This is a genomic window from Acinetobacter sp. UC24323 (assembly GCF_024151445.1).
Lineage (GTDB): Bacteria > Pseudomonadota > Gammaproteobacteria > Pseudomonadales > Moraxellaceae > Acinetobacter > Acinetobacter baumannii.
Genome location: NZ_JAHIBY010000018.1, coordinates 1 through 16,949 on the forward strand (window position 1 = coordinate 1; position 16,949 = coordinate 16,949).

At 38.7% G+C, this 16,949-nt stretch carries 12 protein-coding genes and 1 tRNA gene; 6 read left to right on the forward strand and 7 right to left on the reverse strand.

The window, feature by feature from the left end; translation table 11 throughout:
- The first annotated feature begins 641 nt into the window (after positions 1–641).
- Entirely contained in the window at positions 642–899 is a 258-nt protein-coding gene (locus tag KNQ97_RS17930) for a YjhX family toxin (protein ID WP_001054060.1), read from the forward strand.
- Between the two features lie 33 nt (positions 900–932).
- On the forward strand, positions 933–1,439 hold the full coding sequence (locus KNQ97_RS17935) for a GNAT family N-acetyltransferase (RefSeq protein ID WP_032045860.1): 507 nt from the start codon (positions 933–935) through the stop codon (positions 1,437–1,439).
- 67 nt (positions 1,440–1,506) lie between these two features.
- On the opposite strand, the gene posA is transcribed toward KNQ97_RS17935, so the two are convergent.
- Positions 1,507–5,505, reverse strand: a complete 3,999-nt coding sequence (posA, locus tag KNQ97_RS17940; protein ID WP_253612557.1) for a delta-poly-L-ornithine synthetase PosA — start codon at positions 5,503–5,505, stop codon at positions 1,507–1,509.
- A gap of 582 nt (positions 5,506–6,087) precedes the next feature.
- Here posA and KNQ97_RS17945 point away from each other — a divergent pair.
- Positions 6,088–6,642: an SgcJ/EcaC family oxidoreductase gene (locus tag KNQ97_RS17945; RefSeq protein WP_253612558.1), complete on the forward strand. Its 555-nt coding sequence runs from the start codon at positions 6,088–6,090 to the stop codon at positions 6,640–6,642.
- 79 nt (positions 6,643–6,721) lie between these two features.
- Here KNQ97_RS17945 and KNQ97_RS17950 read toward each other — a convergent pair.
- Positions 6,722–6,811: transfer RNA gene (locus KNQ97_RS17950), tRNA-Ser, on the reverse strand.
- Between the two features lie 89 nt (positions 6,812–6,900).
- A complete protein-coding gene (gene greB, locus KNQ97_RS17955) occupies positions 6,901–7,395 on the reverse strand; it encodes a transcription elongation factor GreB (protein WP_253612559.1) in 495 nt (164 codons plus the stop codon).
- Positions 7,396–7,767: 372 nt separating this feature from the next.
- Here greB and KNQ97_RS17960 point away from each other — a divergent pair, with 372 nt between their 5' ends.
- Positions 7,768–8,880 carry a transglycosylase SLT domain-containing protein gene (locus KNQ97_RS17960; protein WP_001984613.1) on the forward strand — a complete coding sequence of 371 codons (1,113 nt, stop codon included), beginning with the start codon at positions 7,768–7,770 and terminating at the stop codon, positions 8,878–8,880.
- Positions 8,881–8,971: 91 nt separating this feature from the next.
- Here the strand turns inward: KNQ97_RS17960 and KNQ97_RS17965 are convergent, their stop codons facing one another.
- Both KNQ97_RS17965 and ttcA read right to left on the reverse strand, forming a co-directional pair.
- Positions 8,972–9,355, reverse strand: a complete 384-nt coding sequence (locus KNQ97_RS17965) for an SCP2 sterol-binding domain-containing protein (protein WP_001110719.1) — start codon at positions 9,353–9,355, stop codon at positions 8,972–8,974.
- 206 nt (positions 9,356–9,561) lie between these two features.
- Entirely contained in the window at positions 9,562–10,467 is a 906-nt protein-coding gene (gene ttcA, locus KNQ97_RS17970; protein WP_000271249.1) for a tRNA 2-thiocytidine(32) synthetase TtcA, read from the reverse strand.
- Positions 10,468–10,970: 503 nt separating this feature from the next.
- On the opposite strand from ttcA, the gene KNQ97_RS17975 reads away from it, so the two are divergent.
- Both KNQ97_RS17975 and htpX read left to right on the forward strand, forming a co-directional pair.
- The gene (locus KNQ97_RS17975) at positions 10,971–11,834 is read left to right on the forward strand and encodes a lytic transglycosylase domain-containing protein (RefSeq protein WP_253612560.1); all 864 of its coding nucleotides are present in this window, start codon (positions 10,971–10,973) and stop codon (positions 11,832–11,834) included.
- Positions 11,835–12,091: 257 nt separating this feature from the next.
- Positions 12,092–12,997: a protease HtpX gene (gene htpX, locus KNQ97_RS17980; RefSeq protein ID WP_000984535.1), complete on the forward strand. Its 906-nt coding sequence runs from the start codon at positions 12,092–12,094 to the stop codon at positions 12,995–12,997.
- A gap of 50 nt (positions 12,998–13,047) precedes the next feature.
- Here htpX and KNQ97_RS17985 read toward each other — a convergent pair whose 3' ends face one another.
- Both KNQ97_RS17985 and KNQ97_RS17990 read right to left on the reverse strand, forming a co-directional pair.
- Positions 13,048–13,623, reverse strand: coding sequence for a DUF4112 domain-containing protein (locus tag KNQ97_RS17985; protein ID WP_001135457.1), 576 nt, complete (start codon positions 13,621–13,623; stop codon positions 13,048–13,050).
- A 72-nt stretch (positions 13,624–13,695) separates the two neighbouring features.
- A complete protein-coding gene (locus tag KNQ97_RS17990; protein ID WP_253612561.1) occupies positions 13,696–16,791 on the reverse strand; it encodes a multidrug efflux RND transporter permease subunit in 3,096 nt (1,031 codons plus the stop codon).
- Positions 16,792–16,949: the final 158 nt, after the last annotated feature.

Consider the following 16,949-nt stretch of genomic DNA (forward strand, 5'->3'; position numbering starts at 1 on the left):
GTGAAGCTACAAGGTTTATCCCCTGTACAATATAGAAACCAGTTTATAAAAACTGCTTAACTAACTGTCCAACTTTATGGGGGCAGATCATTCCGCCGCAGAGGGGGCACGAGGGTGTACACACTAAAAGTATAAAACCTTTAATGCTCGTTTGAATCAGCCTGTCAAAGCCGGCTGGCAATGTGGCCAGCAGGCAAAGAATAGTGCTCAACCCTTTTGCAGTCAAGCACACAAAATGACATTTGCTTTAATTTAGATCATTAAAAAGTAAGGATAAATAATGGGTGAATTATTGTTAAATAGGGGTTTATAAAGTGGTAAAAAACAGGGTGCTGATAATAAGTTACTCTGATTTTGAAAAGACAATCATTTCGTCTAAGGCATATCATAAACTTGGTAAATTTTAATTAAATCAAAATACTCAAATTAAAAACATTTGCTATTAAATGATATATACAATTAATATATACCTTACATAAATGTATCCCCCTTCTCAAAGAGGTTCATATGTTGGAGATAGTAATCATCTGATAATCACTCTCAATTTCTATTATTGAGTTGATTATCAATGTCGCAATTTTTCTGTGGTCATATTTCTGATCACCTCTATTTGCACGTTTGATTATTATCAAGGCTCCAACATGAATCTTTCAAAGTTCGAACAACGAACTCTCCATGTCCTTGCTAAAGGCGGACATATTAAATACCAACGTGACGCATCAGGCACAGTCTATTTCGTTGAATGCTACACACGAGAAGGTTTCGTGCTATCTGATTGTTCTTTAGATGTATTTAAAAAGCTAAAAGCAAAACGTTTAATCAAGTCTAAAAATAGCCAACCTTATCAAATTACATTGTTAGGACTCCAGACGGTCCGCCCTCAACTAGACAATCGTTGATATAAGTTGCTATTTATTAAGAGAAAGAAAAATATGAATATTACAATTCGAGATGAACAACCCGAAGATATTAAAAATATCGAAGCGTTGACGAAAGCCGCGTTCTTAAATGAAGAGCATTCTAGCCACACTGAACAATTTATTGTAAATAGCCTTCGTAAACATAAGCAACTTACGATTTCTTTGGTTGCTATAGAAGATGACTTAATTGTAGGTCATGTGGCTATTTCACCAGTTACAATTACGTCAGGTGACACTGGTTGGTATGGCCTAGGCCCTATTTCTGTATGTCCAAAGAAACAAGGAATTGGCATTGGTTCTCTTTTAATGAATGCAGCTCTTCAAAAGTTAAAAGAATTAGGCGGAAAAGGTTGCGTTCTATTAGGTGATCCAAATTATTACAGTCGATTTGGTTTTAAATCTTACCCTGATTTTAATTTACCTGATGTACCTAATGAATACTTTCAAGCTCTAAGCTTCATTAACCATATTCCCTCAGGAGAAGTTACTTACCATGATGCTTTTACGGCAACTGAATAAATAAGTTCGCTTACCCCACATAGTAAAAAGCCTCTATTTATAGAGGCTTTTTCAATTCAACAACTTATTATTTATGAACCCAAGGCACGGCTGGTGAACCAATCCACGCAGATTTAGCCGGAATATTTTCACCTTTCATGACCAGTGTTAATGGACCTAACACAGCATGGTTACTGACATTGGCGTTATACAAAATAATACTGCGCGCATTGACCACTACATCATGCCCCACGTTCACTTGCCCAATTTTCATAATACGGTCTTCAAACAAGTGAGTTTGCGGGCCTGAAAAGCTATTAAACTCGGTACGGTCACCAATACTGACACAGTCAAACTCGGTAATATCAGCCGTATCCATATAAACGTCTTTACCAATATGAACCCCTAAAATACGCAAGAAGAATGGCAACATTGGCGTTCCTCTTAAGTAGTTTAAGAAGTTAGGAATCGCAACTGATTCATATAGGCTGGTAATCCCTTCACTTAACCATACAAACATGGTCCACATAGGTGCCGAACGCGGTTGATAGCGACCAATCAAAATCCACTTTAATAGCGCAACAATAAGGAAACAGCCAACACCATAAAGCAGTCCTGCGAGCGTTAATGCAACCAGACCCGTCTCAATATTGTAGTTATTAATCACATCAATAACGTCTAGCACGATCATATAACCCACCCCAATCGCAAGTGCGGCCGGCAATACAATACGAAGCCCTTCAATAAACCCGCGCATTAAACGGCGCTTAATACTTGGTTTAAAGGTTAAATGGTCAGGATATTTTTCAGCAGCTTCACGTGCAGGTAACAGCAACGCCGGAGAACCAAACCAAGTTTGTCCATCATACATTTCACGGTTATCTGGTGTTTTTGATTGCACGCCAATTAAAACATTGTCTGGTAACACTGTCCCATCAGCAATATAAGCACTATTTCCCACAAAACTACGGTTACCGATTTTGGTTGCTTTTAAAGACATCCAACCGCCTTTAATCTCTTCATCACCCAGCATTACAGCATCGGCAATAAAGCTCTCTTCACCCAAAGTCAGCATTTCTGGAATGACGCCGGTTGCGGTAGAAATTTCGGTATTTTTACCCACTTTTGCTCCCAGCATACGGAACCATGTAGGCGCATAAATGGTGGCAAACAAGCCATGTAAGGTTTGTAAGCTCGTTTCTAAAATTTGGGCCGCAAACCATTTACGATAATACGTGCTGCCATGAACCGCATAGGTTCCGGTTTCAAGACGCGGCAATGCAATTTTACGTAAACCTGAAGAAATCACCGCAGTAATCATCATCATCATTGCACTAGCCGGAATCGCTAAAATGAAATAGTAAAGCGCGATTTGCAAATGGTTGTTCGGGTTAATATTAAATACATTTACATCTAACCAGTCGACCAAAAGGAAGCTTGGAAAAATTGGAATAAAGAAAAGACAGGCAATAATTAATGCGCTAACGCCATAGTATCCATATTCAGCAATTTTACGTATAAACGATAGTTTAGGACGCTCTGGCAATTTAGCTTGCTCATCTATATGCCCTATTTTCTGAGCAGGTGTTCCATCCCAAATTTCGCCCTCAGGTACAACCGTGTCATATTCAATTGAAGTTAAGGCATTTACATGGGCCTGTTTTTCTAACACTGTATTTTCTTCTAATACAGCATACGAACCTACATAACTGTCTTGTTTAAGGTGAATTGAACCTAATACCAAGTGGCCATGTTCAACTTTGGCATTTTCTAAATTCACCTGAGAACCGATACTCACGCCATCTTCAATAGTCAGTAAAGATGGCATACGAATATGTACAGAACTAATGGTAACATCGTGGCCGATTTTTGCGCCAAGTGCTTTCAAATATAAGTTAAGTAAAGTCGAACCCGACAAGAGATAGACAGGTGAAATATTACTAATACGGTCTGCTAGCCACCAACGGAAATAGGTTAATCCCCATAATGGATAACGCCCTGCGCCAATTCCTAACATTAATAGTCGTTTTACCGTAATCGACAGTACAAAACTGCTCATAATGACACTGACATACACCAATAAAGACAACGCAATCGCATACGGGATACTGTCGCGAGTTCCACCGGTAAAGTAGTGATAGGTAAAGAATGGCGCTAACCACTGCAAAATATTAATCGAGATTAAAACCGGAATAGTTACGAGCTGTGCAATACCACATAACCATTTATAGGTCTGATTACGAGGGTTATCTTGTCCAATTTGGCTATCAAATAAAGTAGGTTCAGGCTGCTCTAACATGAGTGCAGCAATCGCGCCTACTCTTCTCGCTTGATATAAGTTTTGAATGGTCAGATGGCTATATTCCGCATGCTCACGCAGATTTGAAATTAAAACAGCGGCGAGTAGTGAATGCCCGCCTAAATCATCAAAGAAATCGGAATCGAGTTTAATCGGCATGTTCGGGAACAAGCGATTCAAAATTTCAAACAAGATTTCTTCGGCTGGGTTCTGTGGCTGGTCAGATTCACTGCGATCTACCACACTCGTGAGCGGTCTTGCTTTTAAAGCTTTACGGTCAATTTTCCCAGATAATAGACGTGGAACTTCTTCAATAATCTCAAAACGATTTGGCAACATATAAGGTGGTAATCGCTGACTCAAGTTATGCCGTAGTTCTTTAATTTCTATAGCTTGCTTTGCATCAATTTCTGGTGCAATAAACGCAATAAGTTGATCAATGCCGTCTTCAGGACGAAGAATAACGGCTGCCGTACCAATTCCGTCAATATCGCAAAGCGCAGCTTCGATCTCGCCAAGCTCTACACGGAAACCACGGATTTTAACTTGGTCATCGGCACGACCTAAACAGTGTACTTGACCAAACTCATCAATTTTAGCCAAATCCCCAGTACGGTAGAGTAATTCTTCCTCTACACTCATTGCCCAAGGGTTCTCAATAAACTTATCTGCGGTTAAATCAGGACGTCCTAAATAGCCTTGTGCCACACTTGGACCAAAAATACATAACTCCCCTGTTTCACCTTGCTCGAGCAACTCTCTTTCAGAGTTAATAACCAACATACCGTAGTTTGGTAAGGGCTTGCCAATGGTGACAGGTTTGCCGCGTTCTAATAACTCAAGACTTGCAGAAACCGTGGTTTCGGTTGGTCCATAGGTGTTAAACATTTGATGATGAGGTAATGCCCAGCGGTCAACCAGTGAGTCCGGACACATTTCCCCACCTAAATTAATAATTCTTAAATTAGGTACGTCTTCAGGAAATAAGGCAAGTAACGTTGGAACAGCGTGCAGTACTGTAATTTGTTCCTGCTTTAAGGTTTGGCATAACCGCTCAGGATCACTGACAAGTGACTTCGGTGCAATCCACAACGTTGCACCTACCAAATAAGAAAGCCAAATCTCTTCAAACGACATATCAAAAGCGACTGAAAAGCCTTGATAGACCTTGTCTTGCTCTTGAATACCCAAAATACTATTTTCACTACGTAAAAAGTGACAAATATTTTTTTGAGTAATCACAATTCCTTTGGGTTTACCTGTCGAACCCGAGGTATAAATAATATAGGCAGGTTGATCTGGAGTGGTTTTCGCTAAACTTACACTTTCGCTTAGTGGTTTTTGCAGCTCGGTGTTGGTCCATTTTGTTTGTGGCACTTCAGCTAAATGTTCATACCATTCATCTGTAGTAATCATTCCCACCGCTTCGGCATCTTCAAGACATACCGCAATACGGTCTGCGGGCGTATCCATATCAAAAGGAAGCCAAGCTGCACCGCTTAAACAAATGGCCAGTTGAGCTTTTAAAAGCTCAATACCACGCGGCAACCATAGCCCTACAATATGACCTGGCTTTACCCCTTTTAAAACCAGATGTTGAGCCATAATTAAGGCTTGCTGATACAGCTCACCATAACTCAGCGTTTTATCTGCTTCAATTAAAGCCGTTTTATCAGGAAGAGTTTGTGCAGTATGAGCAAAAATATCGGCTAAGACTTCATTCTGCAAAAATTCCGGATGATACTTTCCACGAATTACATTTTTCGTGTTCGTTACAAACTGGTTCATTTTTATACTCTCTTAATTTTCTGATTTGGCTTAAATGAAGTCATAATTTATTTTTCTGACCCATTAACGAAATCTAGATAGGCCATAAATTAATTAAGAGAACTTAAAGCAAGATTAAATTTTTTAGTTTTGATGTTTATTCAACACAGTAAGAACCTTAGCTGTTAATTTTAATTTATAAATAAAATCAAATAGTTAATATTATTATTCTAATTTTACGATTATCTTTAAGATAAAAACGTACAAAACTAATGAAGTAAAAAGCTAGAATTCACAAGATTTATATAGTTCTTGTTTTAATTAAACTAATAAAAGCCATCCTGTATACAAATTCTCCATATTTTAAACTTAATTGTTTAGTTCTGAATTATTAAAAGAGTTCTTAAAAAATAAAAGAGTTTATTTAAATTTATGCATGATGTTTGATTATTAACATTATATTAAATTTATATGCATCAATTCTTTTTAACTTATATCTTTATCTGGATTTTATAAAAAGTTAACTCCATTAAGCGGATTGAGTGAGCAGTTGTTTATCTACTTTCCTCATAACTCAACCGACCCTATTTGGTGTGGTGAGTTGTGTGGGTTAAAACGAAGATACTCTTGGAAGGCGAGCTAAGATCACCTGTTTCATTTAAGCGTGACGAAGTATCTTTATTTATAATATTTGAAAATGGACTTAAAGAATTAAACAGTGGTGCTGGTATGAGTCAACACATAATAAACCCGAAAGAAATACCTTTAGCATTTCAAACCGCTTGGAATAAGCATGATATGCAGGCCTTTGCTGCTCTTTTTGATAAAGATGCGACTTTCGTTAACCGTTTCGGTCACTACGTTAAAGGAGTTGATGAAATTATTGCAATGCATCAACCTATTCATGAAACCATTTATCGTGATTCAACACTAGAGAATGAGCTGATAGACCTCATACCTATGAGTGAGGATATATGTATTTCACATTTTTGGAGCCGCCTCACTGCAGGCGTAGCTCATCCTCAAGGGCCTCATCAGATTGATACTCTCATTCTTACTGTGCTTACCCAGAAGAATCATTCTTGGTACATTCAGGCGCTGGAAAATGTCACTTTAACGAACCCTCGAACGGGAGAGACTATACTTAGAAATATGTAGAAGGGAACACGATCATTTTTTAGTAATTTATATGCATAAAAAAAAGCCCTTGTCATTAACAAGGGCTTTTTAAGAATTTTGGCGGAAGCGGTGAGATTCGAACTCACGGAGGACTCACACCCTCGTCGGTTTTCAAGACCGGTGCATTAAACCGCTCTGCCACGCTTCCAACGAGCGCTATAATATAAACAAAAATGCAAGTTGGCAAATCTTTTATTTAATTTTTAATTCAAACGCTCAAAATAAAAACAAATCTATCTAAATTTCATTATTTTTAGGTTTTTCATAGCGAATTGCATTGATATACCACAGCTTTTTGCCCAAAGGCGTGTGTACTTCTACTTCATCATCGACTTCTTTACTCAAGAGTGCACGTGCCATAGGTGACTCAATTGAAATATGCTGAGGATGGTGATCATAAATTTCATCTACCCCGACAATTCGTAAAGTTTTTTGCTCCCCTTCTTCATTTTCAATGTCCACCCAAGCACCAAAGTAAACTTTGCCTTCTTGCTCAGGTGAGTAATCAACAATTTTTAACTCTTCTAAACGCTTTCCTAAGTAGCGTACTCGTCGATCAATTTTTCTAAGGAGCTGCTTGTTATATTGATAATCTGCATTCTCACTACGGTCACCGAGGCTTGCAGCCCAATTTACTTTTTTCGTAATTTCTGGTCTTTCTTCATGCCAAAGTTGTTTTAATTCAGCAACTAATTTGTCATGGCCTGACCGAGTGATTAAGTTAGATTTCATGATTAAAAACCACTGATTAACAACATAAGGGTTACAAGATGTAGCATTTTATACCCTATTTTCTCACATCAGAAGTGTATAAATTTTCTTCCTTAATAAATTCATGTTGTTATGATGATATATCGGATATTTAATTGTACAAAATTTGACAATACTTTTTTTCAATATTATGATGCGCGCATCTTAAATGTTGAGTATTTTTTAACCCACTCAAAAATTATGTAGATTTTCTACACAGTTTGCTTTTTTCATTTCATGTCATTTTGAATGACGTCATGACTGCCCACCCCTTATTGAATTTATCAACTTTTAGAAGTTATGGCAGCTTTTTGTCTGACTTTTAGGGCATAAATTACCTGTAGCGGAGACAACATGCACAGTAATTCAAGTTCTGGGTCGAGGCTTGGCCTTAGCTCTTTATTTTCTTCTCTCCCATTGAAAGTTCTTGCGCTCAGCACTATGTTTTTTCCCTTTCATAGTATCAATGCAGGAAAAACCCTACAGTACAATACTGTAGTTAACACAAACACATTAACAGTGGTTGCTGTAGAAAGCCCAACGACTGTTTTTAAAGAAGATCAGTTTTTACACGGCTTTGGTTATGACTTAGCGCGTAACTATGCACAAAGCTTAAATGTAAAGTTGGACTTCAAAATCGTGACAGATAATGCCACGGCGCTTAAGTGGGTTCAGCAAGGTAAAGCAAATCTTGCCATGACAACCGCAAGCTTAAGTTCAATCGAGAACAAAGGTTTAATGTCTTTTTCTGCAAGTTGTGGTGATATCGTAAATTTGCAAAAAAATGGATTAAATCCGAATTTAAGCTGGGTGTTTAAACAAGCAGATGACCCGCTTACACAAACAGCAAGCGGTTTTGTTTGTCAAAGCAAACAAAATGGCCTAACTCAGCAACTTGCTTCTTTTTATAACCGTAATGTTGTAAAACCAGAAGCTTGGTCTACGATTCAACGTGACTTAAGTGCACGTATACCGATTTACAAAGCAAGCTTTAAACAAAGTGCTGCTCAGTACGATTTAGACTGGCATTTGCTTGCAGCGATTGGTTATCAAGAATCGTACCTAAAGCCAGAGTCTGTTTCACCAACAGGTGTACGTGGGTTAATGATGTTAACCAATAGTACAGCTCGGGCAATGGGTGTAAGTAACCGTAACGATCCAGCACAGAGTATTCAGGGCGGTGCGAAATATTATGATCTCATGTTAAGTGAGTATGATGATATTCCTTTCCCAGATCGCAACTGGTATGCACTTGTGGCTTACAATATGGGACCGGGTGCGGTGAACCAGATTCAAAAGCGCTTGCAAGCCCAAGGGAAAGACCCGAACCAATGGGTTAATCTCTATAATTATTTGCAGAGTAACAAAACTCGCAATGGTCGATACAAACAAGCAGTTCAGTATGTGACTCGTATACGTGCTTATCTTGAGCACATTAAAACGGCACAAACGCGAATTAATATCTAGTTTTTATCATCTAAAAGTTGATAAATTCATTGTTTGTATAAATAAAAAGCTTACCTCTCGGGTAAGCTTTTTATATGAATTCTTTTTTAGTTTAAGCGGTTTGCTCTAATACTTTTTTGAACAAATCTTTTTGTTCTTGGCTTGGTTTAGCTGTTTGTAAAGCCATTAACTGAGACATATCGCCTTGAACTTTTATTTTACCAGTCATGAATGCCTGCATAGCAGCTGCCATATCAAACTCAAGGAATACTTTACGTAAAGTTTCAGCATCCATGTTTAATGTAGTTTTGGCATTTGAAGACAAACCTTTTTGGATTTTACCCCCATCTAACGCTAATTCGGTATTTCCAGAAGCATCTGTAACTACTAAATTAATTGCCAAATTCGCAAGAGCTGGTGGCAAATTAAGATCACCTGCTTCAGCAGTTAATTTTTCGACAGTCGCAAACCAATCATCAGTTAAAAATGCAGGCATGATTCTTCCTCAAATTTATTTGTTCAATTTCTCTAGTGTTGCCTATCCAGACAACATCGTGTGAAGCACTTCTGCTTGAGCGTTGTTATAGCATGTAATTTTAAGATTGAGCTATGACTTTTTGTACGGAACATTCATTTTTTAGTATTTTGATACATTAAAGGCACTTGTTTATAAAGTGCCTTCAATTGACTTATTAATTCGTTTTATTCAGCAGCAAAGCTTAAGTTCACTACATCTAAACGTTTTTTCAGTTCTTCCGGATCTTTAAAGTCTAATTCGCGCTGCGAGTCAAGAACTTCGAAATCGAACAAATCACGGTCAGCAAGTTGTGAAGGTGAAACGTTCTGTAACGCACCAAAAATGCTGTGTAAACGTTTTGGATACTGTTTGTCCCATTCACGAAGCATTTCATTGATCATGGCACGTTGTAAGTTCTCTTGTGAACCACAAAGGTTACACGGAATAATCGGGAACTTACGTAACTCTGCATATTTGATAATGTCCTTTTCTTCAACATAAGCCAAAGGACGAATCAAAATATTTTTCTTATCCGATGATAAAAGCTTAGGTGGCATTGCCTTTAAGCTACCGCCATGGAATAAGTTCAAGAAGAAAGTAGCAATAATGTCATCACGGTGATGCCCTAGCGCAACTTTGGTTGCACCAATTTCTTGAGCAAAGCCATAAAGCGAACCACGGCGTAAACGTGAGCACACAGCACAGTACGTTTTACCTTCAGGAGTTAAACGTTTGGTAATGCTGTAAGTGTCTTTTTCCAAAATGTAATACGGAATGTTATTTTCTTCCATATAACGTGGTAAGACATCTTCAGGGAAACCCGGCTGCTTTTGGTCAAGGTTAACCGCAACAATATCAAAATTGATTGGTGCAATACGTTTGAACTGCAACAAAATGTCGAGCAAGGTATAACTGTCTTTACCACCAGACACACACACCATGACCTTGTCACCATCTTCAATCATATTGAAGTCACGGATGGCATGTCCAACTTGACGGCGAAGCTTCTTAAGCAAACGATAATAGGCCGAGCTTGTTGGAAGTTCAGGCTTAAAATTAAATCCTTCGTTGGACTCAACTGGCGCGTACATAGACGAGATATACCCATAAATAAAAATACCGCGCAATTTTATATGATTCGGATGAGAATCGCATCAAAAGAATAGTTTCAATTCTTGAAGTCGTCATAATGCTCAGGCATGATGCAAAAGCAGTGCGCTATTTTGACCGATGAGTTCATTTTTTGCGCAAAATGCTTACTTTTTGGACTTTTCCACAGTTTTCCACAAAACCTGTGGATAAAATTGTGGATTTCTTAATACTTGACAAACTGTTTTGACCTTCTGTTAAGGGTTTTATTTAAATTGATCATTTTTTAACCAATGATTTTTACCCTTATTTTTCAAATAGTTATTCAAGTCAATAGAATCATTTTAAAAATTTTTTTTAATTTTTTTTGATGATCATTCGAGCAAAACTGCTTGATTTTTTCAAAGAGTCAAAATAAAAAAAATTACACAAAACTTCTTTAAGTAATATTTTTTGATAAACTCTTTGACAAGTTTTGAGACCCTAAAATTGTGAATAACATAAAATGAAAAATTCGGTTCAATATCTTTTTTCTTGTTTACTGGGGATGACCACTTTTTCGGTAGGTATAACGCCGACTTCAGCAGGTCAGATGTACATTTACCAAGACAAAAACGGCAGTACTTTACTGACTAACCGTAAAAGTTATGACCATTCACTCAAAAAAGTAAAAGTCACCTACTACCCGGATAGTAATATTCATAGTTATAGCAACTGGGGGACTTCAGAGGCTTCGGTTCTACCAAGCTATAGCAAAAACAAAAATGCTTTTGACCATATTATTAAGCAGGCAGCACAACAGCACGGCGTTTCGGAAGGATTAATCAAAGCCGTCATGCATACCGAGTCTGGCTTTAACGTAAATGCCCGCTCTCCAGTTGGCGCCCAAGGTTTAATGCAGCTTATGCCGGCTACTGCTCGTCGCTTTAACGTATCTAACGCTTATGATCCTCAACAAAACATCTTCGCTGGTGCTAAATATTTAAGTTGGTTGCTCAAACGTTTTAACGGCAATACGCAAATGGCGCTTGCCGCTTATAATGCAGGAGAAGGAAACGTCGATAAATATGGCGGTATTCCGCCATTCCGTGAAACCCAAGATTATGTTCGCCGAGTCACTAGCCGCTACCAAAACTTATATTCTTCTGGTGTAGGCCTTTCTTCTTTTAGCAATTCGAGTATTTCTGCCCAAGCGATAAACCAGCCAGCCATACCGAACAGTACTTCGACGCAAGTCTCTGCTCAGCCTATTAAGTATTCTTCTTCGCGCCAAATCGTGACATTGCCAGATGGTACATATACAGATGCACCTACAGGAACTTATGTCACCAATAATGCAACTGCTATTGCACATATCCGGATTGAGTAAGCTTTAAAAGCCTCATACCTTACGGTTATTTATTTAGCGAGCCCTATTGTCAAAAAATTGTAATGATCTATTACCCCCACTGTCGTGTTCAGAGGGGCTTTCTAATAACTTGTTTAATTTAAATACATTCTTAGATCGCAAAGAATGTATTGATTCCTTATTTTTTTCTTGAATTTTTCCCCTAAGCGCCGCATATTAGCTGAGTGATTTATAATTTATAAATCAGATAATATTTTATTTATAAGAGGATTTTCTCAATGATGCGGATTGGTTTGTTTTTGCTTACCAACCTCGCGGTACTGGTTGTAGCTGGCATTATTTTGTCACTCTTCGGTGTCGGTAGTTACCATGGCGCGGGTGGCTTAAATCTAGGCAACCTTTTAGTCATCTGTTTTGTGTTCGGTATGGTGGGCTCTTTAGTCTCTCTATTCATGTCCAAATGGATGGCTAAGAAAACTACTGGTACAGAACTGATTGACCCAAATGCTCCTCGTAACCAAGCTGAAAGCTGGTTATTGCAAACAGTCGCTGAACTTTCTCAACGTGCTGGTATTAATATGCCAGAAGTTGGTATCTTCCCTTCATATCAGTCTAATGCCTTTGCAACAGGCTGGAATAAAAATGATGCCTTAGTTGCCGTTTCAAGCGGTCTACTTGAGCGTATGAACAAAGATGAGCTACGTGCTGTGCTCGCGCACGAGATCGGCCACGTTGCAAATGGTGACATGGTCACATTGGCGCTCATCCAAGGTGTTGTAAACGCCTTCGTTATGTTCTTTGCTCGTGTAGTAGGTGACTTTATTGACCGTAATGTCTTTGGTCGTCAAGACAATGAAGCCCCAGGTATGGGTTATTTCATCATTACAATGGTTCTAGATATCGTGTTCGGTATTCTTGCCTCTGCCATTGTGATGTGGTTCTCTCGTTACCGTGAATACCGTGCAGATGAAGCCGGTGCGCGTTTAGCTGGTAAACAAGCGATGATTTCTGCTTTATTACGTTTGCAAGCTGAAACAGAGTTACCTGACCAAATGCCAAAAGAAATGAAAGCGTTCGCAATTGCGGAAGGTAAAGAACAAGGCTTTAGTTTAGCTGCATTGTTCCAAACTCACCCTACAATTGAACAACGTGTGGCAGCTCTACACCAATTAGATTGCCCATAAAACGTTTAATGCAAAAATAAAGCCTCCAAATGGAGGCTTTATTTTTTTGATTACATGGTTTGATAAAGTCCCCAAAGGTAACTTGCACCCCACCACACAGCTAAGCCAATTAATAGCAGTACAAACGCACCTAATAAATCGGGTATGTGCAACCATAACCAACTCACAACAGGGTTACGCCAGAATGCCGACTGTTGCTGCTTCTTTTCGAGCTTTTCATGTAAATACGGATGAACGACATGAATATCACTTTGGATCGCATATTCTTCACGAATATGCGTATGCACCACATCTAATGCTTTTCGACTTGGTCGTATAAAAATATCGAAAATAGTCCCTGCAACTGGAACAAAACCGACTACGGCATCGACTACAGCAAGTTTGATCACTGGAGTGAGCTTATGCTGAGGCACACCTATTTGTTTAGCCTTATAGATGGCATAACACGTCAGTGCGAACCCAGCGACATCACCGGCAATTGGAATAGTACTTAAGGCAGCATCAGCGCCAATACCCTGCTTTGTAAAAGGAATACGGACCGCACTATCCATCATGGTTGCGAACTTGGCAAGATCCCGTTCTAGTGCGATAACCTGCTGCTGTGTTAATTTTTTTTCTTGAGGCATCAAAATCAAATATAAGAAGAAAAGTTAATCTTAATATACTTGATTTGATGCCCATTTTTAAATTGTTTACTTTTAGGTTGAAGCTTTCGATTTAAATAGTGAACGTAATAATACGTACATGACCGGAATAAAAAACAGAACCAACACAGTACCAAACATCACGCCACCTAAAATACTAATACCAATCTCTTGACGACTAACCGCACCAGCACCTTGAGCAAACACAAGCGGAATTACGCCTGCCCCAAAGGCTAAAGAGGTCATTAGAATCGGTCTTAATCGTAAGCTCGCACCTTCTAAGGCCGCCTGAATGGCATTCTTACCTTTTTCTTGCGCTAAGGCCGCGAACTCAACAATTAAAATGGCGTTTTTACATGACAAACCAATAGTCGTTAATAGCGCAATTTGGAAATACACGTCATTTGGCAAACCAAAAATATAAGAGAAAATCACACTTCCTCCTACACCAAGCGGAATAGATGTCATTACGGCGGCAGGAATACTTAAGCTTTCATATAAAGCAGCTAAACATAAGAAAATAAATCCAGCCGAAATTAAATATAACCACACGGCCTGATTAGTCGACTTCTGTTCTTCAAAAGATAAACCTGTCCACGCTAAACCAATATCTTTTTGTTGGTTAACAAGTTGTTCTACATCTTTCATCGCTTGGCCAGAACTGCTGCCACTCGCGACATCTGCTTGTAGTTGTAAAGCACTATATCCCATATAGCGTTTTACAATTTCCGGCGCCCCGCCCCAGCTAAAGTTGGCAAATGAACTAAACGGAACCATTTCATTTTGGTCATTACGTACAGACCAGTTATATAAATCTTCCGGTTTAGATCTAAACTCGGCATCACCTTGAATCATGACACGTTTAATACGGCCCCGATCAATAAAGTCATTTACATAAGTTCCGCCCCATGCGCTCGACAAAGTGTTATTAATTGCCGATAGCTGTAGTCCATTTGCTAGTGCCTGTTTCTGGTCAATCTTAATATTAAGATTTGCCTTGCTATTGGTTGACTGCTTATCAAAGTTTTCGAAAGTTGAATAATTTTTACTTTGAGCCTGCAATTGGCGGAAGGCACTATCTAGAAAATCTTGCCCTTGCCCATTCAAATCCTGAATCCATAAATCCAGACCATCTGTTTGACCTAAGCCATTAACTGAGGCAGGTAAAGTCACATTAATCTGTGCATTATTAAAATGGTTAAAGTATTTCATGGCACGCTTTTGTATAGCCTCAGCCGAGTTTTCTTTTCCTGTTCGGACATCCCACGGTTTTAGAGCAATAAACCCTTGTGCCAAGTTTTGTCCTGTGCCCGAATAATTTCGTCCATAGCGGATTAAAACCAAATCTACGTTTTTATCTTCTTGAGTTAAGAAATATTGGCGGACTTGCTCACCAATTTTCTGGCTTTGAGAAATTGGTGCGCTGTCTACGAGCTTAATTTGAACACTTAAAATTCCTTGGTCTTCTTTAGGAATAAAACCGCTTTTTAAACCGTTATAGAACAGCGTAAAAACGGCAATTAAAGCCACAAAAATCACAATAACTGATTTACTGTAATGAATACTCGTCTGAACAAGCTTGATATATTGCTTTTTAAGTTGCTCAATCTTTTGGTTAAACCATACTGCCCAGCGCTGAGGTTGAGGATTTGGTTTTAAAATTAATGCACATAAAGCCGGTGTTAAAATGAGCGCAACAATAAGCGACAACGCCATAGCGGCAACTAAAGTAATAGAAAACTGACGGTAAATCACCCCAATTGAACCGCCTAAAAAGGACATTGGAATAAAAACAGCAGTTAAAACCAACGTAATTCCGACTAAGGCACCACTAATTTCTCCCATCGACTCAATAGCAGCTTCTTTAGGAGATAAGTGCTGTTCATGCATGAGCCGCTCAACGTTTTCTACGACCACGATTGCATCATCGACCAACAAACCAATCGCGAGTACCAGCGCAAATAACGTTAAGGTGTTAATACTAAAACCAAGCACATATAAGACAGCGAAGGTTCCTAAAATTACAACTGGAACGGTAATACTCGGAATGAGCGTAGCACGCCAGCTTTGTAAGAACAGGAACATGACCAAAATAACCAGAATAATCGCCTCTACCAGAGTCTTTACTACTTCCTTAATTGACTCTTGAACAAAGGGCGTATTATCTCGTGGATAAACGATTTTATAACCCGCTGGTAGTTTCGTTGTAAGCTGATCTAGAGTTTGGTGGATGAGCTTAGAGGTCTGAATTGCATTTGCACCTGAAGATAAAGAAATACCCAAACCTGCGGCAGGATAGCCATTAATAGTGTTAAAAGACTGATAGTTTTCTGCACCTAGCTCAACTCTGGCAATATCTTTTAAATACACATAACTCGCCGTTTTATTCGACTTCACGACAATATTTTTAAAATCCTCAACTGTTTTTAAGCGAGAACCTGCTGTGACTTTTGTATTTAAATATTGACCGTCGATTACGGGTAAATCACCAATTGCCCCTGCGGCGACTTGTGTATTTTGTGCGGTGATTGCATTCGCTACATCACTTGGCATTAAATTATATTGTTTTAATTTATCCGGATTTAACCAGATACGCATGGCATATTGTGAACCAAATACATCAGTTTCGCCCACCCCTTCAATACGGTTCAGGTTATCTACCACATGCGTAGTTAAATAGTCCGATAGCTCAATGTTTCCTGTTTTACCAGTCGAGTCATATAAGCCAATTACCATAAAAGTGTCACCCAGTGACTTACTTACCGTAACACCTTGGCGTTGAACTTCATCAGGTAAGCGACGTATTACGCCACTAATACTATTTTGTACTTGGACCTGAGCAGTATCCGGATTTGTTCCGTTATCAAAACTTATAGTGATTCGACTACGTCCAGATGAGTCACTTGATGAACTAAAATAGAGTAAGTGATCAATCCCTTGTATTTGCTGTTCTAAAATTTGAGTAACACTTTGCTCAACCGTTTGTGCATCTGCACCACTATAGTTGGCTGACACAGTAATTTTAGGTGGAGCAATGTCTGGATACCGTTCTACAGGCAAATTCATAACCGAAAAAATACCGAAAGCCATAACAATGATCGCCAATACATTGGCAAAAATGGGGCGTTGAATAAAAAATTTAGATAGCATGGCTGCTCGGTATGATGTCGTTAATTAACAGAAGTAAATGCCGCTTCGAGACCTTGTGATGATCAACGAGCGGTATAAAAAAGACAAGTAGAATTAAACAATAAATGTAATTAAGACAAAAACAAAGCGTGATTGAATATTTCCAACAAACCAATAAA

Bases quoted from the DNA above. Each gene is read 5' to 3' on its own strand.
- KNQ97_RS17960 (WP_001984613.1), top strand. From the start codon at position 7,768: ATGCACAGTAATTCAAGTTCTGGGTCGAGGCTTGGCCTTAGCTCTTTA.
- KNQ97_RS17975 (WP_253612560.1), top strand. From the start codon at position 10,971: ATGAAAAATTCGGTTCAATATCTTTTTTCTTGTTTACTGGGGATGACC.
- KNQ97_RS17990 (WP_253612561.1), bottom strand. From the start codon at position 16,791: ATGCTATCTAAATTTTTTATTCAACGCCCCATTTTTGCCAATGTATTG.
- greB (WP_253612559.1), bottom strand. From the start codon at position 7,395: ATGAAATCTAACTTAATCACTCGGTCAGGCCATGACAAATTAGTTGCT.
- KNQ97_RS17935 (WP_032045860.1), top strand. From the start codon at position 933: ATGAATATTACAATTCGAGATGAACAACCCGAAGATATTAAAAATATC.
- ttcA (WP_000271249.1), bottom strand. From the start codon at position 10,467: ATGTACGCGCCAGTTGAGTCCAACGAAGGATTTAATTTTAAGCCTGAA.
- KNQ97_RS17985 (WP_001135457.1), bottom strand. From the start codon at position 13,623: ATGCCTCAAGAAAAAAAATTAACACAGCAGCAGGTTATCGCACTAGAA.
- KNQ97_RS17965 (WP_001110719.1), bottom strand. From the start codon at position 9,355: ATGCCTGCATTTTTAACTGATGATTGGTTTGCGACTGTCGAAAAATTA.
- posA (WP_253612557.1), bottom strand. From the start codon at position 5,505: ATGAACCAGTTTGTAACGAACACGAAAAATGTAATTCGTGGAAAGTAT.
- KNQ97_RS17930 (WP_001054060.1), top strand. From the start codon at position 642: ATGAATCTTTCAAAGTTCGAACAACGAACTCTCCATGTCCTTGCTAAA.
- htpX (WP_000984535.1), top strand. From the start codon at position 12,092: ATGATGCGGATTGGTTTGTTTTTGCTTACCAACCTCGCGGTACTGGTT.